Below are 23,632 nucleotides of genomic sequence, written 5' to 3' on the forward strand. Positions count from 1 at the left end.
CTGGCGCAGGCAAGAAGGACAGGCACAAGGAAGCCGGCATGGTAAGCAAGACCAACGAACGGGCGCTGGAAGCCAGCATCGAGAAGTATCTGACCGGCACCTGCCTGGAAGAGTTGGCGGAGGTTCGCGAGGGTGCCGCCGAGCAGCCCTTCAGTGCCAACCATGGCTATCGCCTCGGGCGCGCCCAGGATTTCAATGCCCGCTATGCGGTCGATACCCGTGTGCTCTGGCAGTTTCTGCAGGACAGCCAGAGCGAAGCGCTGGACTGCCTCAAGCAGCGCTACACCGATTGGGATTTGCGCATCTTGGAGCGTTTCGACCGCCTGGTGAGCAAGTACGGCGTATTGCATCTGCTCAAGCGCGGCCTGGCCATCGACGATGTACACCTTGACCTGATGTACCCGGCGCCGCTGGCCAATAGCTCGCAACGAATCAAACAGCAGTTCGCCGCCAATATCTTCAGCAGCACGCGGCAGGTGCGTTATTCCCTGAGCAACACCCTGGAAGAGCTGGATATGGTGCTCTTCATCAACGGCCTGCCCTTCGCCACGTTGGAGCTGAAGAACCCCTGGACGGGGCAGACAGCGCGCTATCACGGCCAGAGGCAGTACAAGCAGGAACGTGACAGCAGCCAGCCGCTGCTGCAGTTTGGCCGTTGCCTGGTACACATGACGGTGGACACCGACGAGGTCTATATGACCACCCGGCTGGCGGGCGCCGCGACCTTCTTTCTGCCGTTCAACAAGGGGCACAACCACGGTGCCGGCAACCCACCGAACCCTGACGGGCATCGCAGCGCCTATCTGTGGCGCGAAATTTTCAGTCGCGAGAGCGTGGCCAACATCATTCAGCATTTCGTGCGTATGGATGGCAGTAGCAAGACACCGCTGGCCAAGCGCACGCTGTTCTTCCCGCGCTATCACCAGCTCGATGTGGTGCGCCGCCTGGTGAAGCACGCCAGTGAGCATGGCGTGGGGCAGCGTTATCTGATCCAGCATTCGGCGGGCTCGGGCAAGTCCAACTCGATTACCTGGGCGGCTTATCAGTTGATCGAAACCTACCCGGCTTCACTGGCGGTTGCTGGCGCGCGGGCGTTGAGCGAGCCGTTGTTCGACTCGGTGATCGTGGTGACTGACCGCCGCCTGCTGGACAAGCAGTTGCGCGAGAACATCCGCGAGTTCTCCGAGGTGAAGAACATCGTCGCGCCGGCGCTGAAGTCCGCCGATCTCAAGCAGGCCTTGGAGCAGGGCAAGCGCATCATCATCACCACCATCCAGAAATTCCCAGTGATCGTCGATGGCATCGACGACATGGCGGGCAAGCGCTTCGCCGTGATCATCGACGAGGCGCACAGCTCGCAGGATGGCAGCGCCCACGGAACGATGAACCGGGTGATGGGTGGCGACGAGCTGGATGACACGCAGGAGAAGATCCTCAGCGCCATCAAGAAGAGCAAAATGCGTGGCAATGCCTCCTACTTCGCCTTCACCGCTACGCCGAAGAACAGCACGCTGGAAAAGTTCGGCGAGCGGCAGGCCGATGGCCGCTTCGAGCCCTTCCACTTGTATTCGATGAAGCAGGCCATCGAGGAGGGCTTCATCCTCGACGTGTTGGCCAACTACACCACCTATCGCAGCTATTACGAGATCAAGAAGTCCATCCAGGACAACCCGCTGTTCGACAAGCTGAAGGCGCAGAAGAAGCTGCGTGCCTATGTCGAGCGCGACCAGCAGACCATCGATGCCAAGGCAGAGATCATGCTGGAGCACTTCATCGATCAGGTCGTCACGCCGAAGAAGCTCAAGGGCCAGGGCAAGGGTATGGTCATCACCCAGAACATCGAGGCTGCCGTCCGCTACCACAAGGCCATCAGCCGCATGCTGGCGGAGCGCGGTAAGCCGTTCAAGGCGCTGATCGCGTTTTCCGGGGAGAAGGTGGTCGATGGTATTGAGTACAGCGAAGCGCAGATCAACGGCTTTCCCGAGGCCGATACGCGGGATCAGTTCGATACCGAGGAATACCGCCTGCTGGTGGTGGCCAACAAATACCTGACCGGCTTCGACCAGCCCAAGCTGTGTGCCATGTACGTGGACAAGAAGCTGCAGGACGTCCTAGCCGTGCAGGCGCTGTCGCGCCTCAATCGCTCGGCGCCCAAATGGGGTAAGAAAACCGAGGATCTGTTCGTGCTCGACTTCTTCAATGAAGTGGATGCCATCAAGAAGTCCTTCGATCCGTTCTATACCGCGACCAGCCTGTCGCGCGCGACGGACATCAACGTGTTGCACGAGCTCAAGGATCAGCTCGACGAAGTGGGTGTGTATGAGTGGCCCGAGGTGGAGTCGTTCGCCAGGCAATATTTCGACAATGTCGAGGCGGGCCAGCTAGGTGTGCTGATCGATATAGCGGTCGAACGCTTCGACCATGAGCTGGAGTTGGAGGAAGAGGCCAAGATCGACTTCAAGATCAAGGCCAAGCAGTTCGTGAAGATCTATGGCCAGATGGCTTCGATCATGCCGTATGAGATCGTTGCCTGGGAAAAGCTGTTCTGGTTCCTCAAGTTCCTGATTCCCAAGCTCAAGGTGCAGGACAAGGACGCCGATGAGATCGATGCCCTGCTCAACTCAGTTGATCTGGCCTCTTATGGACTGGAGCGGGTCAAACTCAACCACCAGATCGTGCTGGATGAGGCGGACACCGAACTGGATCCGGCTAACCCCAACCCGCGTGGGGTTCATGGTGGGGATGAGGACAAGGATCCGCTGGATGAGATCATCCACACCTTCAACGAGCGATGGTTCCAGGGTTGGGGTGTGACCACCGAGGAAAAACGGGTGAAATTTCTCAGCATCCTAAAGGGCATTCAGGAACATCCGGACTTCGAGAGCAAATACCAGCAGAGCCATGACAATGACCACAAGAATCTGGCGTTCGAGAAGATTTTCGATGAGGTGATGCTGATGCGTCGCCGCCAGGACTTGGAGTTGTATCGACTGGTGGCTAGCGATGCGGCCGTCCGGTCTACCCTGCAGCAAGGTTTGCGCGGGCTTTTGGGCTAGCAGGCTATTGAAAACTACCTGCGTTGTTATCTCCCGGATTATTTGGCATTCAACGCGCTGCCCCGGCTCGGCAACGTCCACACCACCAGCGCGTCAACCACGATTGAGGCTTGTGCTGTGCTGGTTGGGCTTGTCGATGGAAGTGTGGCAATTCGCCCAGTGCGATCCACAGCTCACCCTGCCACTCCAGCAGATTGACCTGCTGGTTATCCCAGCTCATCAGACAGCGCGACGGCTCATGAGCTGCCTCCACCATACTGTCGCGCAGCGCCGGCAAGGCCACATGGCTAAGCCAGCGGCGTAGATGGCGGTTCTCCGGGTGCGAAAAGCGCCACAACGCCCTGTAAATACCCGACTCACTGAGCACCTCCACCGCCTCCAACTCCCCACTGGCCAGTTGGAAGTGCACCACCTGCACCTGGTCGGCATCCATCAGCCGGCAGATGCGTTCCGGGTGGCGATGACCCAGCAAGCGGGCAAACTCATGGGCACAGACCCACGGCTGGCGGTCGATCATGACGCCGCGTAACGGGCGGTTATGGCGCATCAGCACGATGGGGGTATAGGCGTCTTCCATAAGGCCTCCAGCGATTTAGTCTGAATTATCTGAAAATCAGATATCTGGAGATTAGATATACCGTACTTGTCCTGTCAACGGACGGATGCCTCCTGTGGAAAAGTCGGTTTATCGAGACGAAAACCTCGTCTTCTTGAAATTGCTCAAACAGTGTCGGGTCGAGGCAGGGTTGACCCAGGGCGATTTCGCCAAAGCGCTCGACCGCCCACAATCATTTGTCAGCGACGTAGAACGCGGGCTGCGCCGGTTGGATCTGATCCAACTACGGGATATTTGTCAGGTGCTGGGCATTAGCTTGAGCAGCTTTGTGCAGCGTTTTGAGGAGGAGTTGGCTGGTGATAATGACGGAGGGGAAAAAGGGAAGAGCTAGGGCGACAGATAGTGGTACACCCAGAGCGGTGTGCCTCTGAAAATAAATCTGTCCCCGATTTCGTGGTCCCCGATTTCGTGTCGTAAGGCAGGCCTATTACCCGAATACTAGTATGCTCAATATTATTAATATTAAAGTTGCATATATAGAGTCAATGACTCTCTTTATTCGGCCATAGTTTTCAATTGCCTCTCTGATAGGGCGCCTTGATATTTTTTTAAGCTCGCTTTCGGGAACTAGGGAACTAAGGCCTTTACTCCAGCTTCTGCGGAATCTTATCTGGGTGCGAATGAATATTTTGTTCTGGTAGCCAGTGAGAAGAATGCTAGTTGCTAGCCAAGCAATCGTTGCTACTAGCAGAAATGATGCACTTTCCTTGGTGATAATGCTTTTTGCAATCAGCGTTTGTCTTAATGTTGCAATTATGAATGTTATGCTCGCATCGCGAAGAAGGCTGGATGTAAGGGCGCTTGTTTTGTCAATTATTTTGTTGGTTTCATCGGATACTGTTTTTCGAATGTCGGTTATTGCTTTTAGTAGCTCGCCAGTTTTAACTAGTAAGTGATTTTTATAGTCTTCTCGAGAGCTTGAGAGAGAGGGTTTAATAGTTCTTGAAATGTATCTGATCCAGGGTTCAGATTTTTTGGGGTCGTTGTGGGAGAGTCGCTGGCATAGCAGTGTATGCCTTATCTCGGCTTCTCTCGATGTTTCAAAAATCCAATTGAGAGCGTCGTGAATGTTGGAGTGTTCGTCTCGTGTGATTGCTATGGCGCGGTTGTCATGCTGTAGGTCTAAGGTCTTACTTCCTTTAATTGAGTAATGTGTATTTCCATCGATGACTGATATTTCAGATGCTAAGAGTATGGATGCTTTAGGTGTGGCAATATCTAGCCATTTTAAAAATAAATCATCAAGCATGTCGGGCTTGCAAGGGGTTATCCAAAATAAGTGGTGGTAGTTGATTTGTGAGCCTGTATAGTCTTTTATTATTTTTCTGGGGTCGATTAGGTCTATGTCTCTCTTGTCTTCTTGTGCGCTGCTTTTGAGGAGATCCCACTTGGAGATGTTGCAGGTCAAAGTCCTGAAATCGTTAATATCTTCATGTATGAAGATATTCTTGGACTTCGCTATCTCGCTTGATTCAAGGTTTTTTAAAAATCCTTGAATAGAGAAAAAATAGTTGTCTCCATGAGTTCTGGCTTTGTTGAAAACAACTAATTCGATTTTGAAGTTTGATAGGTCGTCCAGTGTTGGGAGATTTATCCTTTCATCAAATTCATCGCTTATTTGGAGTGAAAAATTAAAGTCCCCCTGGGCTGCTAGGTTGTTCAGTTCAAAGGCCAAAAGGTTGTCTACAGCGTTTTGGGGGCGATAAAATGCTGCATCTAATGACTCCCCTTCAAGCGAGAGTCTTGAAAAAATATCAATCATCCGCTTCGTCTTCCAAGACATACTGGTCGGTGACTATTCGGATTATTTTTTTTGCACCATCCTCTTCAAAGAAGATGTTTTTATCTATGTCACTGCTCGTGTAAATAACTCTTACTCCCTCGTAGGTCTGCTTTATTTTCTTGGAGCCTTGCTTTATCGCTTCATGAGATATTTCAAATTTCTCGTTTGATATTTTCTTCTTTTTCAAGGATGCGGCGAAAGCTTTTCTTACTTTTTCTTCTTTGTGTGCCTCGCCGAAAGCCGCTGTTAGAATTTGCTCGTGATTTTCCGGGTCAAATTCTACGGTGTCTTTTACAGCTTGCCGTATCTTGCTCTTAAGCCTTCTTCTTATTTCTGGTGGGATTAGAGCTGATTGAGATTTTGCTGTTTCTTCTAGTGCGGCTATAAGTCTCTCTGTTAATAGTGTGCTTGTGAACAGGCGGTCGGCTTGCAAGTAGATCTTTAGTTTATCGGTAATGTCGCCCTTGTTCCCGCTTCTGTCAGTGCAGACTATACTGGACTGAGGGCAATTAATATCGAAAAATATGGATTTCTGAATGGCTTTTTTATCTTGTACAAAATTGTTAAGAAATTGGTTGAGGATAGGTTTTGATTTGCCGTCTTCTAGTGTTTTTGTGGTGTACGAAATTACACTCATGTCGTCATATTTTATTATCGCTCCGTACGTTTTATCTTTATTTTTTATTTTTAGGAGCATCAGTGCGCCAGGTATAAGCCTTTTGTCTGACTGAAAAAGCTCCTGGAACTTCTCTGCAAGCCGTTCAGATGTATCAACAAAAGCGTGCTGACTTGTCAGCGCCGTCTTTACCTGATCCTTTACCCAAGAGTCATCTTGGAATCGGTATTTAGTCCCTTTGATTGTTTCTCTTAATCGGTCAATAAAGAATTTAGAGTAATCCTCAGGCGTTTCTACCTCCATGAGAATTTTTGGGGCGTTTAAGTTGGGACTTACTATGTGGAATATTATTCGCTCCAGTTTTGCCTCGTCTGTGATGTGGTATTCAGTCTCTTCTATATTTTCTTCTGCCATTATTGGTTTCTTCTTTTAATGTTGATGCATTGTTGTTAGGAAGTGTTAGTGCTGTTTTAGGATTATAGCCCTTGCATTATTCTGCACTTGGGGAAAGCCGAGCACCCCCAGAGCTTTTTTCCCGCCTTCGGCCCTGTCTTCACCGTGCGAATTAGCAATGCATTGCCGCATTTCGGGCATTGCCGTTCGGCTGTGGGTTCACTCCGGCGCTTGAGGTTCTGCACGTGCTCGCGCTGGGTGGCGAGGTTTGGCGCGCGGCGGCCGGTTTGCAGGGCGTGCAGCATGGCGTCGACTTCAGCCTCGTTGAATACCGGCTGCTGGAATGAGTGGATATAGCGGATAAAGCCGATGCCCTGGGTGACGTTGGCCGGCACCTCGGTCTTGAAGGTGCTGCCGCCGACGAAGGTGATGACCGAGTGCAGGTGTTCGGGGCTGACGCCCAGAGTGGCTTCCAGTGCCTTGAGGTGCTTGTAGTTCTGCCGCAGCGGGTTCTGGAATTTGAAGGTGCGTTTGTAGAGCTTCTGCGTCCACTGCGCCTGTTTCTCGCCGCCGAAGATCCAGCCGCTCATGTTCTTCGTTTCCAGCACGAAGAGGCCGTATGGCGAGAGGAAGACGTGGTCGATCTGCGTGGTGCCGTCCGGCGTGTTCAGGGTGACGTTGTGCAGGCGGCGGTAGGTTTGTTTGTCCAGTTGCCAGTGGGCGAACAGGCGCACCAGCAGTTCACCGATCTGCCCCTTGGCCCAGGGCGATTTGAGCAGGCCGAGCAGCAGGGCTGCTGGGATAAGCCAGGCCAGCATGCCCCACACCTGGGCGACTATCGGGGTGAAATCCATTTTTCTTCCTTGGGCGGCTGCTTGAAGGACGGGCGAGCAGATGTGCCGAAATCCAGATGCCTGGCACTGCTTCGGATAATGGCTAATTGCTTTCAAGTGCTCAAGGGGATTGAGACCATCGTCCTATGGTGCGATGACGCACCAAAGGCTGATCCAGTCGCCTCAGATGCTCAGCGTGCTATCTGGTATCGAGTACTGCGCCCTCCACCGGGCAGCCGCTCGATACAGCCCTTCTCCAGCAGGTCGCTCAGATGACGGGTCGCGGTGGCTTTGGAGACCTTGGCCACGGCCTGGTATTGCGCCGCGCTGATGCCGTTCTCGAAACCCGCTTCACCGCCATCGAGCAAGCGGTTAAGCACTTTGATCTGCTCGGCTGATAGCGCCTGACTGCGGTGCTTCTGCCAGAAGCGCGCCTTGGCCAGTACCCGGTCGATGCGGGCCAGGGCCTGTTCCAGGCTTTTGAGCAAGGTGGCGAGAAACCATTGCAGCCAGGCGGTGATATCCAGGCTGCCTTTCTGGCTGGCTTCGAGGGTGCGGTAATAGCCGACGCGGTCGTCGAGGATGCTCGCAGACATCGCGTAAAAGCGAATGGCCTGCTGTTCGCCTTGAGCCAATGCCAGATCGGTGATAGCGCGGGTAAGGCGGCCATTGCCATCATCGAAGGGGTGCAGGGTCACGAACCAGAAGTGGGCGATGCCGGCACGCAGAAAGGGGTCGAGCCCGGTATCGCTGCGGCTGCTCTCGAACCAGGCGAGAAAGTCCGCCAGTTGTGCTTCCAGCCCGGCGCGGGGTGGGGCCTCGAAATGCACGGTCGGGCGGTCGATACGACCGGAAACCACCTGCCTAGGCTCTTCGCCGCGCAGTGCGCCGATGCGCAGTGGCTGAGCCAGCAGTTGGTCGTCGCTGGGGAATAGCCAGCGGTGCCAGGTGAACAATCGCTGTATATCCAGCGGCTGTTGATGCGTATGAGTGGCATCGAGCAGCAGCTCTACCAACCCTTCGGAACGGGAGGTGGTGCGGCCTGCTTCGTTCAGCCCCAGGCGCTTTGCCAGCGATGAGCGCACCGAGTCGACATTCAGTTTTTCACCCTCGATGGCAGAGGAGGTGAGGATGTTCTGCAGCATGGCATCCAGGCTGCTCTGTGCTTCGGTATCGCTGCCCACCGCGCCGAGCATGCCGAGCAAGCGCCCTTGTGCCTGGGTGCAGGCGCGCAGCAGCGGGGCAAGCGCTTCGGTTTGCCAACCGAAGTGCGGCCAGTCGGGCTGCTGCCAGATCCAGAGCGGGTCATTCATAAGGCTGTTCATCTGTGAGCCGATTAACGAGCCTATTCGGCTCATTGGGTGAGCCGATAATGGCGGTTATTCGGCTCAGTGTCCAATCGTCCCTTGCTCTATAACCTGCCGCGTTCAGTGTGGATTCGCATGTGGGCAGCAGCTACTCGGAGCGGCTAATCGCTTCGCACCCCTGGCCGTCGCTAGCCGCTGTCCTGCAAGTCGCGAGGCAGGACGAGCATCTGCTCGCCCTGCCTCGGCCTTGCGCTCAACGAGCTGCCTGGGTTTTTTCCACCGCCTGGATGATCACCTTGGCCACGTCGGCCGGGCGTGACTGCTGCGGCACGTGGCTGGCGGCGAGCTCGGTGGTCTGCGCGCCGATCTTCTTGGCGAAGTCGCGCTGCATCTCCGGCACGATCATGCGGTCATCGCTGGCGACGATGTACCAGGACGGTTTCTGCTGCCAGGCCGCGACGCTGGTGCGCTCATCGAAGGCGGCTGCGCGGATGGGGCCCTGCGTGGCGGCCATCACCGCGGTCTGCTCGGCCGGCAGATCCTGGGCGAAGTCGGTGGCCATGCCCTGGGGCGTCAGGTACAGGAAGCCATTCTTGTCCGCCGCGATCTGGCTCGAGCCCGGCGCGGTGCGATAACCCTCGTAGAGCTCCTTGCTGGCCTGGCCGACGTTCGGGGCAAAGGCCGCGACATACACCAGGCTGCGCACCTTCTCGTCGGCGCCGGCCTGGCTGATCACCGTGCCGCCCCAGGAGTGGCCGACCAGTACCACGTCGCCTTCCTGATTGTTCAGTACGCGCTGCGTGGCAGCTACGTCGTCGGCCAGCGAGGTCAGCGGGTTCTGCACGACGGTGACTTTGATTCCTTTGTTCTGCAAAAGCGGCACGACCTTGGCCCAGTCGGAGCCGTCAGCGAAGGCGCCGTGGACGATGACCACCGACGCTTTGCTCTCGGCCGCCTGGCTGCTGGCGGTGAAGAGGGGGCTGGCGATGGCGAGTGCGAGGATGAGGGGCTTGGCGTTGAACATGATTGAATCTCCTGTGCTTGGGGGAGTTCAGTGTCGATAATGCGCCGGTGTCGCGGTATCGGTCGTTTATCCGAGGCGGGCGAAAAAAGGAGAGCTGCAATGCAGGTGAATGACGCCGTCGCGCTCGAAGACGCCATGCTGGCCCTAGCCATGGTGGGTGACCTGAGCATGGGCCAGCCCATCGATCAGTCGCGCCGCACCGCGCGTCTGGCGCAATGGCTGGTGCAGGCCTGTGGCGGCAATCAGGCGCAAGTCGATGCGGCGCGGCAAGTGGCGCTGTTGCGTTGGTCCGGTTGTACCGCCAACGCCGATGGCTTCATGCGGCTGTTCGGGGATGACGTCGGCGGGCGCCGTGACATGCTCGCGCACACTCTGGATGCGGCCGGCCAGCGCGCCATGCTGCGTACTACACCCTTGGCCGTGGTGCACTGCGAAGTGGCCGGCGAGGTGGCCCGCACGCTCGACCTGCCGGCGGAGGTGGAGGTGGGGTTGCGGCATATCTTCGAGTGCTTCGATGGCAGCGGCCGGCCGCTGGGCCTGCGTCACCCCGACATCCCCGAGGTGGTCTATCCGGTGGTGCTGGCCGGCGATCTGGAAATCCTCTCGCGCGTGCATGGCCTGGAAGCAGCATTGCAGTGGATCGGCGCCCAGGGCGATCGGCGTTACCCGGCCGCGCTGGTGGCCGAGCTCACCCGCCAGGCAGCCGACTGGCTGCACGCCCTGCGCTCGCCAGAGGGCAGCCAGGCCACCAGCGGCGCGGCGGTTGCCCTGACTCTGGTGGGCGATGTGATCGACCTCAAGCTGCCCTGGCTGGCCGGTCATTCACGCCAGGCCGCAAGCCTGGTGCGCGATGCCGGCTGGCTCTGGGGCTTGCCCGAGCCGCGTATCGAGCTGCTGGCCAAGGCGGCATTGATCCATGGCCTGGGCCGTGCGGCGGTGCCCAATCGAATCTGGAGCACACCCGGCCCGCTGCTCGACGGTGACCTCGAATCGGTGCGCCTGGTGCCGTACTGGACGCACCGTGCCTGCAGCCAGATCGGCGGCCTGAGCGAGGTCGGGCAACTGGCCGCGCATGCCTACGAGCGGCTCGATGGCAGTGGTTATTTCCGTTCTTTGAGCGGCGACGCCCTGGGCGCCGAACACCGCCTGCTGAGCGCTGCGCTGGCCTGGCAGGCACTGCGCAGCGAGCGCCCATGGCGCGCTGCATTCAGCGATGGCCAGGCCGCCCGATTGCTGCAGGACGAGGCCGAGCAGGGCCGCTTCGACCCACGCGCCTGCCAGGCGGTGATCAATGCCGCACACGGCGAACAGGCGCCGCTGGCCAGCAAGCCCGGCAACGGTCTGCTCAGCGAGCGCGAGACGCAGATTCTGCAGCGCATCAGCAGCGGGGCGAGCAACAAGGAAGTGGCGCGCGACCTGGGCATCAGCCCGAGCACGGTGCGTACCCATGTCGAGAGCGTGTTTCGCAAGCTGCAGTGTTCGACGCGTGCGGCTGCGACCTTGAAGGCGCTGACGCTAGGGGTGATCTGAGGCGGCGAATCAGTCGCCCCCGCCATCACCGCCCGAGCCGAAATCCCCGTCGCCGAATCCTGGGCTGGAGTCCTGCCCGCTCAGGCCACTGCGTTTTCTGCCATGAGGGCGGCGTCTTGGCCGCGAGCGTTGCCAGGAATAGATGAAGAGCACCACGAATGTGATGGCGATCAGCGGCAGAATATCCATGCATGTTCCCCCTGCTACACAGGTACCGATTGCTGGTCTGATACAGCTCGGCCATTTCCAGTTGCGTCAACCAGGGCTGACCCTCCATGTCGCGCAATTTGAACTGCGCCAGGCCGCCTTCCGTGCTGTAGAGAATCGGGTCGCTATTGGCCATGTCAACCACTCACCTCCGGGTCATCCGTAAACGATGCTTGTTGCCAAGGGGGGGGCGGCGTGTAGCCGCATTCATTGCCACCCCAACGTTATAAGAAGCTCATATTCCCGGGCAACAGAAACGAAGAAGCCCGCACGATGGCGGGCTTCTGAAATGGCGCATCCGGCGGGATTCGAACCCACGACCCCTCCTTCGGAGGGCAATGCGGTACAGATATTTAGGTTGGCGGCAAAGGTTCAAAAATGCCTCTAAGTACTGTCCTGCATGGCTTTGGCCTTATCTCGCTGCCTGCAGTTTATAGCTCTTAGCGGTATCTAAGGGTGGTTATCTAGGGCACAAAAAACGAAATGGGCCCCAGCGATTTTGACACCTAGCCAGCCCCTAGCTCGTCCTGCCGCCTTCTCACCGAACCTGAATTTTGACAAGCGCCTGGCGGCCTACGGGCAGCGACTTAGCCCAGCATGGTCATAGGTATTAACACTATCACTAAGGCCTGCCGCTTTGGGCTTCCTCGCGTCCACACAAACCCGTTTTGTTGCCCTCTGCTGTTGCTTTACATATAGGCAACCCAGGAGTGCGCAGGCCCCAACGTTAGCGATACTTTTCTGGTGGAAGACTCTACCCTCGCAGGGGCCAAGGCCGTGCAAGATGCGTCGAGGTTAGTGCGGCAGCTAGCTCACTCGTCCTTGGCGTTTGTCTCGGCGGAGACCTTGTCAAACGACTCCCAGTGGCCAACCAGCTCATCTACGCGATCAGGGATGCGTGGAGTTTTACTGAGCACCAGGCAACGGGTAGTGCCTACGTACTCTTCAAGCAGATAGAGCGTGTCCCCAACGTCGACGCCCATCTCCTGCAGAACGTCGTCGGGTAGGCGAATAGCACCGTCGCCGTCCCAGTCCTCAATCACTACATGATTCCGCATCTCGACCTCAGGCAGCGGCTGAATGAAGCGTCCGCAGGGGGAGGCAACGGCGAGCCGATGCCAACGAAGTCCCGCGGCGCAGGTCGACAGAATAGCAAAAAGCTCTGGGGCTCAGAGCGTTGTAACGACGCCCCCTCACCTCAGCCGCAGCTTCTGACATTTGAACTCGCTCCGGGCCTGCCAGGCACCATCGCCCTTAATGGGCAGAAAGTCCCGCAATACCACCGGGGAAATTCACTATCCCCATGCCGCACCCAGCTAATCCACCAGCAGCTCACTGATAGGTCATCGAGACTTCGCTCTATAGCCACCGTGGCTGCGCTGGCTTGCCGCAGGATGCCAGTGGCAGTCCCGCAAAAACCACTGAGCTGCCACATACTCTCACAGGGATCTCTTCGCCGAACTAGCCAAATACACCCTCGTGACGACAGATCCCTCCGCCAAATCGCCAATATCCAGCGTGCGCCCCCGGAATAAATCGTTAAACCTCGACTGGCCTGGCCTTTCACTCAGTTTATTTCGAATGACGCAGCTCCTGCGGACCATTAAACGGAGCCCACCCGCCAGGACAAATACGTATCATGAGGCAGCGGGTTAGCTTGGTAAGCTCGCTCTCAGACAACCTTTGTCAATGTGGCCGTCATGGAAGAAAGCGCGCAACAGCTTTCAGAACGCTATGTATCCGCCCGCAGCCAGCACCCAGCGTGGCTTTTGCTCGCCTCGCGGCGTGCTCCGCTCGTATTGGGCTGCCTGCGCACGCTATTCGAGCGGGCGCATGATGGGATCCCCATGGAGGATGCGCTGCAAGCGCTGTCCGAAATGCTGGCTGCTTATGCCAGCCAGGAGCTTTACGAAATCGACCCGGATGCAACGCATCTCCAAGCAGGTCGTGAACTTCGTGAATGGATCAAGCGGCGCCTCGTCGTAGAGCGGGAGGGCCGTATCTATGCAACCGACGCGCTGGAGTCAGCCATCCAGTTCGTAGATTCGCTGGATAGTCGGATCATGACTTCCACAGCATCTCGCCTTTCGGTGGTTCAGCGCGAGATCGAAAACCTGGAAACGGGTCTGAACCCCAGCCCAACTGGCCGTATTGCCAGCCTGCGCCGCCGAATCCAGGATTTGGAGCACGAGCTAGCGCAGGTAGAAGCTGGCAACGTCATCGTGCTTGATGAAGCGCAGGCGATAGAGGGCATACGCGAGGTATATAACCTGGCCACCAGCCTACGCGCGGACTTTCGACGAGTTGAAGACTCTTGGCGCGAGGCGGATCGCGCCCTTCGACACTCGATCATCAGCGAGCAGTCTCACCGTGGAGAAATCGTTGATCGGTTGTTGGACGGGCAAGATGCTCTACTCAACACTCCCGAGGGGCGTGTCTTCGAAAGCTTTCAGCAGCAACTGAGGCAGTCCGCTGAGCTGGAAACCATGCGTGAGCGTTTGCGCACCATCCTTCGTCATCCCTCGGTTCCAAAGGCGTTGAATCGTCCCCAACAACGTGAGCTGCGTTGGCTGGCGTTACGCCTGGTTCGGGAGTCGCAGGCCGTGCTCCAAGCGCGCGCCCGAAGCGAGCGCGATGTTCGTGGCTTCATGAAGACGGGGCTGGCCGCCGAGCATCATCGCGTCGGACAGTTACTCAACGACTTCTTCAATCTAGCGCTCAGCGTCGACTGGCAACGCCAGTCAGAACGCCGTAAGCCTGCATTTTTACCACCAGTTGGCGTAGCCATTACCGGTATCCCGGCAATCGAGCGTCTCCGCTTCAAGACCCTGGATGACGATGATACGGGCGAGCTGGATCTGAGTTTGAAGCCTGCGGGGTTGGAGCAGATTGATGATGACTTCTGGGATGCCTTCGACGGGCTGGATCGTGAAGCGCTGATTCAGGACACCCTGGCTGTGCTGGCGGAGCAGGGGCGCCCTGTGAGTCTCGGGGAGCTTGCGTCTTTGCTTCCACCTGCTCACGACCTAGAAACCTTTGCGCTCTGGTTGGCGATGGCACGCGAGGCAGGTATTGAGGTGCTGAAAGAGGAGCGTCAGCTCGTGGAGCTAGTTGACGAGGATGAGCAACGCTGGCGCTTCAATCTGCCTTATGTCGGACTCGACCACGAGGCACTCAAGGACATCGATTGGGAGTTGTGAGCATGGCAGGGATCTTCGATCGAATAGCAGGCGCCTCTGGCACCGACGAAACGGAGCTGACGGTGGAGGCCATAGCGTTGGATGACGGCATGGATGATGAACAGCCTCTTATGAGCGCCGCTGTTCAGGTCGATGAGCGCCGGACGCCGCAACGGGTACGTGAGGCCGTACAGGAAATGCTCAAGTACGGGCTGCTGGAAGAAAGTCACAAGCCCAATCTGTATCGCTCGGCGCTTGCCAATATCGAGGCGGTCGACACAATCCTGGAACCCCTCGACCTGGCCATGGGGGTCGACGAGGTTCGCGGGCTGGTGTTCGTCACCGTTCGTCAGGGCGAGGTGGCCGAGCAGGATGACTGGTCGCACCCCCTTGTGCGCAGGCAAAGGCTGAACCTGGAGCAGTCCCTGCTGATCGCCATTCTGCGCCAGCAGTTCATCGCCTACGAACAGGAAAGCGGTACGGGCGCCACTCAGGCACTGGTAGCGGTTGATGAGCTGATTCCGCAATTGCAGGTTTACCTGGGCGAGCTGGGCAGTGAGGCGAAGGAGCGCAATCGCGTCATCACGCTGCTGGATCAGCTCAAGGGGCATGGTTTGGTGTCGGCTCTGGACGCCCATGACCGCGTCATCATCCGCCCCATCATTACCCACTTGGCCAACCCGGAGAACCTGCAGGCACTGGTGGTTTGGCTGCGCGAGCAGGTGGAGGGCGCGACTACCCCGGCTGCTGCTGCTGAGGAGGACGAGGCGTGAAGCAAGCACTGCTCTGGCGTGACAGCGAGACCTTCATTCTCAGCAGCATCGAACTCTATAACTGGGGCGGCTTTCAGGGCTATCACCGTGCCGAGATCGATCCCTCAGGCACCGCCGTGATCGGCCCAACGGGGAGCGGTAAAACGACGCTGGTGGATGCGCTGATGACCTTGCTGTGCGCCAACCCGCGCTACAATCTGGCTTCCACAGGTGGGCATGAAAGCGACCGTGATCTGGTGTCCTATGTGCGCGGGGTTACCGGCACTGGAGACGGAGGTGTAGAGCAATCTCATATCGCGCGCCAGGGTAAGACGGTCACCGCCATTGCCGCCACGCTCGAGCGTGACGGTGCGCAGGTGCGACTGGGCGCTGTACTCTGGTTCGAGGGCACCAGCTCCTCGGCGTCCGATCTGAAAAAACTGTGGCTGTTAAGCGAGTCCCCCGAGCAGACGCTGGAGCATTGGCTCAGCCAGCATCACGCAGGCGGCATGCGGGCGCTGCGTCAGATGGAGAAGGATGGCACGGGTATCTGGCCGTATCCCAGTAAAAAAGCCTTCCTGGCCAGGCTCAGGGATTACTTCGAGCTGGGTGAAAACGCCTTCACCTTGCTCAACCGCGCTGCCGGCCTGAAGCAGCTCAACAGCATCGATGAGATCTTTCGCGAGTTGGTACTGGATGACCGCTCCGCCTTCGTGCGGGCTGCCGAAGTCGCCAGCAGCTTCGATGATCTGACCGACATTCACCGAGAACTGGAAACCGCTAGAAAACAGCAGCGCTCATTGCTGCCGGTCGCCGATGGCTGGGAGCGTTACCGAGTCTTGCAAGCCCAGTTGCAGGACAAACAGGCGCTCGAAGGCATTCTTCCGGTCTGGTTCGCCGAGCAGGGGTATCGCCTATGGTTGGCTGAAACCAATAGGCTAGAGAAGGAGCACAAGCAGGCTGAGCTGGATCGAGAACACTGCGAGAGTCGACTTGATGCCCAGAAGGGTGTGGTTGATCAGCAGCGTCAGCGCTACTTGCGAGTAGGTGGCGCTGGAATAGATCAATTGCGCGAGCGTATCGCTGAGTGGGGCAAGGTATGCGGTAGGCGTAGTCTGCAGGCCGAGCAATACCGACGCTTGGCCAAGGGTCTTGGACTATCGGAGGAGCTATCGGCCGCCTCTCTAAAGGAGAACCAGGAGCAGATCACTGAACGCCTGGAAATCCTGACCCAGCAGCTTGATGGCGCGCGCGAACAGGTTTTCAAAGCCGGCCTCGCCCAGCAGGAGCTGAATGGTCGGTTACAGACCTTGCAGCAGGAGCGTGCTGAGGTTGAGAGACGGCCCGGCTCGAATCTGCCAGGGCTATTTCATGCCTTTCGGAGTGATCTGGCACAGGAGCTTGGACTCGATGAGTCGACCCTCCCTTTTGTTGCCGAGCTAGTTCAGGTCAAGCCCGAGGAGCTGGCCTGGCGGGGCGCTATCGAGCGGGCCATCGGCAGCCACCGACTGCGCATTCTGGTGCCGCAGGGCTTATCCCAGGCCGCATTGCGCTGGGTGAACCAGCGGCACAACCGTTTGCATGTGCGCCTGTTGGAAGTGAGAGAGCCTGCTTCGCGACCGGTGTTCTTTGATGATGGTTTTACTCGCAAACTGACCTTCAAGGAGCATCCGTACCGAGAAGCCGTAAAGGCACTACTGGCAGACAATGACCGCCACTGCGTCGAAAGCCCGGAGCAATTGCGTCATACACCTCACGCCATGACGGCCCAGGGGCTGATGTCGGGCAAAGAACGCTTCTTCGACAAGCAGGATCAGAAGCGCCTGGATGAAGACTGGCTGACCGGCTTCGATAACCGCGACCGCCTGGCTTTCTTGGCCGAGCAGATTCACGAGGTCAATGAACAGCTCGCGCCTGCCAAGCTGGCCTTGGATGCCGCGCAGGACGATGTCCGTCAGCTGGAGACTCAAGCTTCGCTGCTGAAACGCGTTGAAGAACTGCAGTTCGAGGATATTGATCTGCCGGGCGCGGAGAGTCAGCTGGAATCGCTGCGTACGCAACTGGCCACCCTGACGCGCCCCGATTCTGACCTTGCCATGGTCAGGGTCGAACTGGATGAAGCCGAGACCCTGCTGGAGTCTCTGGACCAACAGCTCCGCCAACTGATCGAGCAGTGCGTTCAGTTAAAAACACAGTTTGACCAGGCCGCATCCGCTACACGTAAGGCATATAACGGCGCGGAAAAAGGGCTGAACGATACGCAGCGTGAACTAGCGAAAGAGCACTTTCCTACTCTGGCCCCGGAAGACCTCGGCGACATTATCGAGTTGGAGCGCAAGCATACGCGTGAGCTTCAACAGCAGCTCAAATCGCTCGGCGAAAAATTGGGTCATGAGCAAACAGAGCTAGCCAAACGAATGTCCGACGCCCTGAAGGTCGATACCGGCGCGCTTGCAGAGGTCGGGCGAGAACTGGTGGACGTACCAAGGTATCTGGAGCGTCTGCGTGTGCTGACTGAGGAAGCCCTGCCCGAGAAACTCAAGCGCTTTCTGGAATACCTCAATCGTTCCTCGGATGATGGCGTCACCCAGTTGCTCAGCTATATCGACCATGAAGTCTCGATGATTGAGGAGCGCCTGGATGACCTGAACAGTACGATGCAGCGTGTCGACTTTCAGCCCGGACGCTATCTGCGCTTGGTCGCGAAAAAGGTCATTCATGAAAGCCTTCGCACCTTGCAACAGGCTCAGCGTCAACTGAACTCGGCGCGTTTCATCGATGATGAAGGCGAGAGCCACTACAAGGCATTGCAGGCGCTCGTTGGCCTGCTCAAGGATGCTTGCGAGCACAGCAGGAATCAGGGCGCCAAGGCGCTGCTGGATCCGCGCTTCCGCCTGGAGTTCGCGGTCTCGGTGATCGATCGCGAAAGCAGGAGTGTCATCGAAACCCGAACAGGTTCTCAGGGGGGTAGTGGTGGCGAGAAAGAGATCATCGCCTCCTATGTGCTGACCGCTTCCCTCAGCTATGCGCTCTGTCCCGACGGCAGCAGCCGGCCGTTGTTCGGCACCATCGTGCTCGACGAGGCGTTCTCGCGCAGCTCCCATGCGGTTGCCGGTCGGATCATCGCAGCGCTGAGGGAATTCGGCCTGCATGCTGTCTTCATCACGCCTAACAAGGAAATGCGCCTGTTGCGCCACCATACGCGTTCGGCAGTCGTCGTTCATCGGCGCGGCGTGGAATCCAGTCTGGTTTCCCTGAGCTGGGAAGCTTTGGATGAGCATCATCAACAGCGCATCAAGGCCATGCATGAAGTCGCCCACTGACATCAGTCGCAGCCTGGCCAGACAATGGCAGCGCTCCAGCGTACGCTTGGAACGCTTGCTCAATCCCGCTAGCTGGCCGCAAAGCCTCAACATCGGCAAGCCTTCGGCACGTCTATTCACTGACAACATCCAGGCGGTACTCCGGCATGTGGAGAACTGGCGGAGCGTGAACGTGGGTAAAGTCGACTGGGAGCCCGTCAGCTACCGAGCAGGGCTGTCCCCCATTTCCTTGCCGATGCGTTGGCACTTGCGTAGCCCCTCCGAATGGATTGCCGCGAGCGATGATCCAAGGGTCAGCCAGGAATACGCTCAACTCGAGTATCTGGTCGAGCAGGTAGACAGTGCCTTTCATGCGCTTCTGGTGGCACAACGGAGCTTGTGGTTGACGAAGCCGTCTGAAGAAGTCGTCGCCACGGCGCGACTCGCCACCCGGTTGTCGCCAGGCTGTGCCCGAGGCCGTCCGCTGCGCCTGTTTGCCGAGCACGGCGTAGACACCAAGTTTTTCGAGCGCAACGCCAGCTTGTTGACCTGGCTCCTCGACGAGCGCTTCGGAGGCGCGGCGTCCGAGCAAGGCCTGACGACTTTTCTGGATGCCTTTGAAGAAAGCAGCCACTGGGTTCTGGTCGTTCCCCTTCAGCCTGAGCTGTTGCCCTTCAAGCGGCTCAGACTCACCACTGCGGAACTGGCCGAAACCCCACTTCCCGGTTCGCGATTGCTCGTGGTGGAAAATGAGCAATGCATTCACTTGCTGCCTGAGAACTTACCGGACACCCTGGCTGTGCTGGGCTCAGGACTCGATTTGCAGTGGCTAGCGTCCGCGCACCTGGCCGGGAAACAGATCGCATACTGGGGCGATATGGATACCTGGGGCTTGCTGATGCTGGCGCGAGCGAGACTCCATCAACCAGCAGTCGAAGCACTATTGATGGAGCAAGAGCTGTTTGTACAGCACTCACCGGTGAGCGCAGTCGTTGAGCCGACCAAAGCTCTGGATTCGGCCCCACCTGGTTTGCTGGCTGACGAAGCGGACTTCTATCGGTATCTGCTGGTGCAAGAACGAGGACGTCTTGAGCAGGAGTACCTGCCAAAGGAACAAGTTGAGCGCGCTATCGAGCAGTGGGCTCGAAAGATCCCTGTATAGAGCGGCTGGCGGTGGGCTCAATAGCCCTGTAATCCTGAGACCGCCTACCCTTAAACCACAGCCTTCAGATATGCCTTCTCTGACATTTCCAACGTTGATCGCTTTAGGCGGCCGGTTTTCAGCGTTGGTCTGCAACGAGTCTTTCCACCTCGTCGACGATCTCAGCTGCGGTGCAGCCCAGGGGGTTAGCTAGCTTGATCAGGGTGGTGATCGTTGGCTGGTTGATGCCCCGTTCCATCAGGCTGACGTAGTTACGTTGCAATTCCGCCTCATGGGCCAATTGCTCCTGGGTGAATCCTGCCTCGACACGCCGTCTGCGCAAGACCTTTCCGAACGCCAATCCGACTTCCACAGATGACTCCCTAAAAGGGAGGACTATCTGGGCGGCGTCATCGCTGGTCTTCACAGTATATTGTGAATTTGGTAAAACGTGACCTCATGGCATGGCGTCACCCCAGCGAATTGTAGGGCTGCCTTCCTACATGCCGTCTTCGTAATCGGCTGTAATTCAGTGCAAACGATTAATTTCCGATAAATAAGCAGTTAAATAGAAGGATGTTAAAAGTATATGAGGATTATTGGCATAGCTGCTTATGTGTCATTTGCATTTTTTTTGCAATCAGGAGCCTTCGCTGGCGAAACTGGAGTTCAGCAACTTGTTAAAAGATGCGAGGCTGCTTCCAAGGCTCGCGGGTCCTCACCTGCGCTCTGTTCGTGCACGTTGGAAAGAATGCAGGAGTATGGGTTCACTGATTCGGAGATTGTTAATTTTTCTCGACGAGACTTTAAACCAAAGGATCTACATGAAACTGAACGCCATATGGACTACAGTATTAAGATTCGATTAATGGCAGGACAATGCGGCTGATTAGCTTTTCCACAGTCGTCAGTCTAGTCGTACGTCATTGATTATGTGATTTGCCGTAAAGGATTTTATGCGGAACTTTTCTGGGTTTGTTTCATTAGCTCTTGCGGGCTCTATTCTTGCTGGTTGCGGCAGTGAGGATTTCACAGGCGCGTATCGTTATAAGATACCCGGTAGCGAGCGGGTAATGGTGCTCAACGTTCACGGTGATGAGGCCGAGATATTTGGAGAGGATGTGAGCGACGGTCGCATCAGGCCGCTGGTTAAGATGAAGGTTTCAGTAAAAGATAAAAAGCTTCTCCTTGACGATGTTAATAGTTCCGAGCGCTTGGCTCTAACGCGAAATGTAGATGAGCAGAGTGTCGATTGTCTTAACTGCAAGGTGCTTGGAATCAATGATGCGGCGGTTTGGAAATATGACCCTCAAGGACCTTATGACTTGGAGAGGATGCTGAAAGACCAAGCCCTTAAGGATGAAGAGGCACTGAATGCCGAAATGCTCAAGATGCAGGAGCAAATTTATGAGCAGGCCAAGCGAGACGAAGAAGCAACCAAGCTAGGTCCATATGAAGGCGATTGGGTTTATCAGAGAGCAACGAAACAAGATGCCTTGATCATCATGACGGTCTGGCGAAAAAGTCAGATTAAACGCTGGTCATTTCGTTTTGAAACCATGGATCGAATAGGGCAGGAAGTGCCAGGGTTCGAGGTTTCAGATGTTGGGTTGAAGATCAAAGTTGGCTCTGAGAGCCTCCTATACAGTCTCAGCCCTGATAATCAGGTATTGACCTGCACGAACTGCAACAGACCTGAGCGCTGGGTAAAAGCTGACCCCAAGAAAGACCTCAGCGATCGCCATTACGCTCGACAGATGGCTGGCAATCCATAGTCCCTCTTGGGGCTCCCCTGTACGTTGGTGACCAGTAGTGAGCGATGAGCATTGTGGATGCTCATCGCCGTCCCCTCCTCTGCGAGCAGCGGAGCAAGGAGGTGTCATTCAGCCATGCTCACGCTGTTCCCAAGTGGCCAGATTTTACGGCAGTAGGACGGCTGCGTCGGAAATCCATAAATATTTCTCATTTCCTAATCTAGGAACTGACGAAATTTGCGGCATCTGCGTTAGTGCAGCGGAACATCGAGTTACCGTGTGTCTCGTATGTAATCGGGAGCGCACGTTGATGAGATGGTTTTTCGTGGTGATGCTTTGCGGTGGCGCAGGCCTCTTTCTAAGCGCCCAATATCAAATCCCGCAATTGTTGCTCTGGCCTTTGCTGGCGCTGGGAACCACGATGTGGGGCTTGGCCAAGTGGATGGAACGGCAGGAGGCCGAGACGAAGCGCAATCATGATCGCAGGTGATTGGGCCGTAAGGGATTTCCCAATGCTCGCAACGCTGAACTGCGCGCTGTGGGGTAGGCGCTGGCGAGCCAGCCGTCCGGAACTTTGAGCTCATGACCAGGAGATAGCGAGATTGACCCTTCCCTATGAAAGAACACGCGCCATCGTCAAAACCGAGGAGTTCCTGCGTGAACTCTCCCGTCATTCGGGGTTACCGCAGGATATCCGCAGCTATGCGAAAAGCCTGCTCAGGCACTATCCATCTGCCGATCAAATTTTCTCGCTGGGGCGCCTTGCGGAATGCCTGGTAAGCGATGGGCCTGAAGATGAGTATCGACGTCGGGTAATCGCTTTCCATCAGCCGTTGCTCTGCTCGTCGCTGGAGTCGACACGATAGCAATGTCCCGCCCTCATTCTGAGCCGCCGGTGTCTCACCTCGTCACGCAGCGGGTTAAGTTTCTGCGCAAGGGGAGGCCTTTCAGCATCAGGTGTCTTGCAGAGCTTGGTTCGAGCTCGGCCATCTCCAAGGCAGTCGCCCAACTGGTTCGTCGCGGTGAGCTTGAGCGTGTGTACCGTGGCATCTACATGCGGCCGAAATACAGTCAATACACCGGCCGGGTTCGTCGTCCTGGGCCTTGGGACTTGGTGAATCTGATTGCCAGGCAGAACCGTTGGACACTGCAGATCCATGGCGCTGATGCCGTGAGACGTTTCGGGCTGAGTACACAGATGCCGGTCATCCCGATCTATTACACGAGCGGCTCCAGTCGATCTCTATTTGTGGGGAAAGCCGAGATCAGGCTCGTGCATGCCGCCCCAATGCTGATGCAGCATGCAGGGACCAGGGTGGGGGTGGCCATCAGCGCACTGTTTTATCTCGGCAAAGGTGGTACTACTCCGGAACATGTTGCTGTAATCAAAAAAGCTCTCAGCCCCGAAGACCTGAGCAAATTAGTGGCCTGCAGAATGCCAAAATGGATGCGCGCAGCACTGGAGACAACATGAGCCGGTAAGAGGCAGCCAGACACTCCGTTTGGCTGCCTATCCCTCTATCAGTGTCGGACCTGCATCTATTGCTGGCTGCCCTTCTCCATATTTATCCGCGCCCTGCGGATATAGCTCGCCGACACGCCGAGCTGGCGGGCGATCTCGGCGTCGGAAAGGCCCCCGAGCTCCAAGATAATTTCGGGTGTCATTTCGGGCAACGGTCGCTTGTACGCTTGTATTCCAAGCTCCCTACGCATTTTTTTGACCGGAAAATTACTGACGCCTAAACGGTCAGCGACTTCTGTATCCGGCATCATCCCCAGTAGAGCTATGGCTTCGCTGGTCCAAATGTCCTCCAGTGGTTTGAAACGCTCACGACTGATCTTTGACTCTGGGATCTTCAGCTCCGCTCTCGCACGCTTGATTCGGTTGATGGAAACACCAAATCTTTTTGCCAGTCGGTAATTGGTTTCCGTCGCCAGTTGCACAATCAAATCAGGTGACAGCTCGGTGTCTTCGGGGCAGAACCCAAGAATGTTATTTGATTGGCGATATCGTCGAACGGTGCTGGCGCCCAGCCCAAAGCGCCTGGCCACCTCCCGATCGCTCATTTTCCCAACGCATGCTTTCCAGTTATTCATCGTGCTTTCTCCTAATACATGAGACGACCAGGCAATTATTTG

20 protein-coding genes are annotated in these 23,632 nt (G+C 56.8%); 10 read left to right on the forward strand and 10 right to left on the reverse strand.

Features of this window, described 5'->3' with window-relative positions; translation table 11 throughout:
• Positions 1 to 38: 38 nt before the first annotated feature.
• Entirely contained in the window at positions 39 to 3,056 is a 3,018-nt protein-coding gene (locus OU800_RS00970) for a type I restriction endonuclease subunit R (RefSeq protein WP_268180473.1), read from the forward strand.
• Between the two features lie 49 nt (positions 3,057 to 3,105).
• Here OU800_RS00970 and OU800_RS00975 read toward each other — a convergent pair whose 3' ends face one another.
• Positions 3,106 to 3,633 (reverse strand): BRO-N domain-containing protein, encoded by a 528-nt coding sequence (locus tag OU800_RS00975; RefSeq protein WP_268180474.1) that lies wholly within the window; start codon positions 3,631 to 3,633, stop codon positions 3,106 to 3,108.
• A gap of 94 nt (positions 3,634 to 3,727) precedes the next feature.
• Here OU800_RS00975 and OU800_RS00980 point away from each other — a divergent pair, with 94 nt between their 5' ends.
• Positions 3,728 to 4,003, forward strand: a complete 276-nt coding sequence (locus OU800_RS00980; protein WP_268180476.1) for a helix-turn-helix domain-containing protein — start codon at positions 3,728 to 3,730, stop codon at positions 4,001 to 4,003.
• Between the two features lie 96 nt (positions 4,004 to 4,099).
• On the opposite strand, the gene OU800_RS00985 is transcribed toward OU800_RS00980, so the two are convergent.
• From OU800_RS00985 to OU800_RS01005, 5 genes are all read right to left on the reverse strand, one after another.
• On the reverse strand, positions 4,100 to 5,434 hold the full coding sequence (locus tag OU800_RS00985; protein WP_268180477.1) for a hypothetical protein: 1,335 nt from the start codon (positions 5,432 to 5,434) through the stop codon (positions 4,100 to 4,102).
• Positions 5,427 to 6,485 (reverse strand): nucleoid-associated protein, encoded by a 1,059-nt coding sequence (locus OU800_RS00990; RefSeq protein ID WP_268180478.1) that lies wholly within the window; start codon positions 6,483 to 6,485, stop codon positions 5,427 to 5,429. Before OU800_RS00990 ends, OU800_RS00985 begins: the two co-directional genes overlap by 8 nt.
• A gap of 62 nt (positions 6,486 to 6,547) precedes the next feature.
• A complete protein-coding gene (locus OU800_RS00995; protein ID WP_268180479.1) occupies positions 6,548 to 7,318 on the reverse strand; it encodes a nuclease-related domain-containing protein in 771 nt (256 codons plus the stop codon).
• Positions 7,319 to 7,488: 170 nt separating this feature from the next.
• Entirely contained in the window at positions 7,489 to 8,610 is a 1,122-nt protein-coding gene (locus OU800_RS01000) for a Fic family protein (RefSeq protein ID WP_268180481.1), read from the reverse strand.
• A gap of 247 nt (positions 8,611 to 8,857) precedes the next feature.
• On the reverse strand, positions 8,858 to 9,628 hold the full coding sequence (locus tag OU800_RS01005; protein WP_268180482.1) for an alpha/beta fold hydrolase: 771 nt from the start codon (positions 9,626 to 9,628) through the stop codon (positions 8,858 to 8,860).
• A gap of 99 nt (positions 9,629 to 9,727) precedes the next feature.
• Between OU800_RS01005 and OU800_RS01010 the strand changes: the two genes are divergently transcribed.
• Positions 9,728 to 11,158 carry an HD domain-containing phosphohydrolase gene (locus OU800_RS01010; protein WP_268180484.1) on the forward strand — a complete coding sequence of 477 codons (1,431 nt, stop codon included), beginning with the start codon at positions 9,728 to 9,730 and terminating at the stop codon, positions 11,156 to 11,158.
• A gap of 9 nt (positions 11,159 to 11,167) precedes the next feature.
• Here OU800_RS01010 and OU800_RS01015 read toward each other — a convergent pair whose 3' ends face one another.
• Positions 11,168 to 11,347: a hypothetical protein gene (locus OU800_RS01015; protein ID WP_268180486.1), complete on the reverse strand. Its 180-nt coding sequence runs from the start codon at positions 11,345 to 11,347 to the stop codon at positions 11,168 to 11,170.
• 830 nt (positions 11,348 to 12,177) lie between these two features.
• On the reverse strand, positions 12,178 to 12,423 hold the full coding sequence (locus OU800_RS01020) for an AbrB/MazE/SpoVT family DNA-binding domain-containing protein (protein WP_268180488.1): 246 nt from the start codon (positions 12,421 to 12,423) through the stop codon (positions 12,178 to 12,180).
• A gap of 642 nt (positions 12,424 to 13,065) precedes the next feature.
• On the opposite strand from OU800_RS01020, the gene OU800_RS01025 reads away from it, so the two are divergent.
• From OU800_RS01025 to OU800_RS01040, 4 genes are read left to right on the forward strand one after another with little or no spacing between them, the layout of a single operon-like run.
• Positions 13,066 to 14,565, forward strand: a complete 1,500-nt coding sequence (locus tag OU800_RS01025) for a DUF3375 domain-containing protein (protein WP_268180490.1) — start codon at positions 13,066 to 13,068, stop codon at positions 14,563 to 14,565.
• Between the two features lie 2 nt (positions 14,566 to 14,567).
• Positions 14,568 to 15,317, forward strand: a complete 750-nt coding sequence (locus tag OU800_RS01030; RefSeq protein ID WP_268180492.1) for a DUF4194 domain-containing protein — start codon at positions 14,568 to 14,570, stop codon at positions 15,315 to 15,317.
• Positions 15,314 to 18,619: an ATP-binding protein gene (locus tag OU800_RS01035; RefSeq protein WP_268180494.1), complete on the forward strand. Its 3,306-nt coding sequence runs from the start codon at positions 15,314 to 15,316 to the stop codon at positions 18,617 to 18,619. Before OU800_RS01030 ends, OU800_RS01035 begins: the two co-directional genes overlap by 4 nt.
• Positions 18,570 to 19,760, forward strand: coding sequence for a Wadjet anti-phage system protein JetD domain-containing protein (locus OU800_RS01040; protein WP_268180496.1), 1,191 nt, complete (start codon positions 18,570 to 18,572; stop codon positions 19,758 to 19,760). Before OU800_RS01035 ends, OU800_RS01040 begins: the two co-directional genes overlap by 50 nt.
• A gap of 118 nt (positions 19,761 to 19,878) precedes the next feature.
• Here the strand turns inward: OU800_RS01040 and OU800_RS01045 are convergent, their stop codons facing one another.
• Positions 19,879 to 20,112 carry a helix-turn-helix domain-containing protein gene (locus OU800_RS01045; protein ID WP_105446919.1) on the reverse strand — a complete coding sequence of 78 codons (234 nt, stop codon included), beginning with the start codon at positions 20,110 to 20,112 and terminating at the stop codon, positions 19,879 to 19,881.
• 700 nt (positions 20,113 to 20,812) lie between these two features.
• Here OU800_RS01045 and OU800_RS01050 point away from each other — a divergent pair.
• From OU800_RS01050 to OU800_RS01060, 3 genes are all read left to right on the forward strand, one after another.
• Entirely contained in the window at positions 20,813 to 21,514 is a 702-nt protein-coding gene (locus OU800_RS01050) for a hypothetical protein (RefSeq protein WP_268180499.1), read from the forward strand.
• A 581-nt stretch (positions 21,515 to 22,095) separates the two neighbouring features.
• On the forward strand, positions 22,096 to 22,359 hold the full coding sequence (locus OU800_RS01055; RefSeq protein WP_268180501.1) for a BPSL0761 family protein: 264 nt from the start codon (positions 22,096 to 22,098) through the stop codon (positions 22,357 to 22,359).
• 2 nt (positions 22,360 to 22,361) lie between these two features.
• On the forward strand, positions 22,362 to 22,967 hold the full coding sequence (locus OU800_RS01060) for a DUF6088 family protein (protein WP_268180502.1): 606 nt from the start codon (positions 22,362 to 22,364) through the stop codon (positions 22,965 to 22,967).
• A 65-nt stretch (positions 22,968 to 23,032) separates the two neighbouring features.
• Here the strand turns inward: OU800_RS01060 and OU800_RS01065 are convergent, their stop codons facing one another.
• Positions 23,033 to 23,590: a hypothetical protein gene (locus OU800_RS01065; protein ID WP_268180503.1), complete on the reverse strand. Its 558-nt coding sequence runs from the start codon at positions 23,588 to 23,590 to the stop codon at positions 23,033 to 23,035.
• Positions 23,591 to 23,632 lie beyond the last annotated feature (42 nt).

Origin of the sequence: Pseudomonas sp. GOM7, assembly GCF_026723825.1 — a bacterium.
Taxonomy (GTDB): Bacteria; Pseudomonadota; Gammaproteobacteria; order Pseudomonadales; family Pseudomonadaceae; genus Aquipseudomonas.

Bases quoted from the DNA above. Each gene is read 5' to 3' on its own strand.
- OU800_RS01020 (WP_268180488.1), bottom strand. From the start codon at position 12,423: ATGCGGAATCATGTAGTGATTGAGGACTGGGACGGCGACGGTGCTATT.
- OU800_RS01065 (WP_268180503.1), bottom strand. From the start codon at position 23,590: ATGAATAACTGGAAAGCATGCGTTGGGAAAATGAGCGATCGGGAGGTG.
- OU800_RS01050 (WP_268180499.1), top strand. From the start codon at position 20,813: ATGGTGCTCAACGTTCACGGTGATGAGGCCGAGATATTTGGAGAGGAT.
- OU800_RS00975 (WP_268180474.1), bottom strand. From the start codon at position 3,633: ATGGAAGACGCCTATACCCCCATCGTGCTGATGCGCCATAACCGCCCG.
- OU800_RS01000 (WP_268180481.1), bottom strand. From the start codon at position 8,610: ATGAATGACCCGCTCTGGATCTGGCAGCAGCCCGACTGGCCGCACTTC.
- OU800_RS01060 (WP_268180502.1), top strand. From the start codon at position 22,362: ATGTCCCGCCCTCATTCTGAGCCGCCGGTGTCTCACCTCGTCACGCAG.
- OU800_RS01005 (WP_268180482.1), bottom strand. From the start codon at position 9,628: ATGTTCAACGCCAAGCCCCTCATCCTCGCACTCGCCATCGCCAGCCCC.
- OU800_RS01040 (WP_268180496.1), top strand. From the start codon at position 18,570: ATGAGCATCATCAACAGCGCATCAAGGCCATGCATGAAGTCGCCCACT.
- OU800_RS00995 (WP_268180479.1), bottom strand. From the start codon at position 7,318: ATGGATTTCACCCCGATAGTCGCCCAGGTGTGGGGCATGCTGGCCTGG.
- OU800_RS01010 (WP_268180484.1), top strand. From the start codon at position 9,728: ATGCAGGTGAATGACGCCGTCGCGCTCGAAGACGCCATGCTGGCCCTA.
- OU800_RS01030 (WP_268180492.1), top strand. From the start codon at position 14,568: ATGGCAGGGATCTTCGATCGAATAGCAGGCGCCTCTGGCACCGACGAA.
- OU800_RS01015 (WP_268180486.1), bottom strand. From the start codon at position 11,347: ATGGATATTCTGCCGCTGATCGCCATCACATTCGTGGTGCTCTTCATC.
- OU800_RS00990 (WP_268180478.1), bottom strand. From the start codon at position 6,485: ATGGCAGAAGAAAATATAGAAGAGACTGAATACCACATCACAGACGAG.
- OU800_RS01025 (WP_268180490.1), top strand. From the start codon at position 13,066: ATGGAAGAAAGCGCGCAACAGCTTTCAGAACGCTATGTATCCGCCCGC.
- OU800_RS00970 (WP_268180473.1), top strand. From the start codon at position 39: ATGGTAAGCAAGACCAACGAACGGGCGCTGGAAGCCAGCATCGAGAAG.
- OU800_RS00985 (WP_268180477.1), bottom strand. From the start codon at position 5,434: ATGATTGATATTTTTTCAAGACTCTCGCTTGAAGGGGAGTCATTAGAT.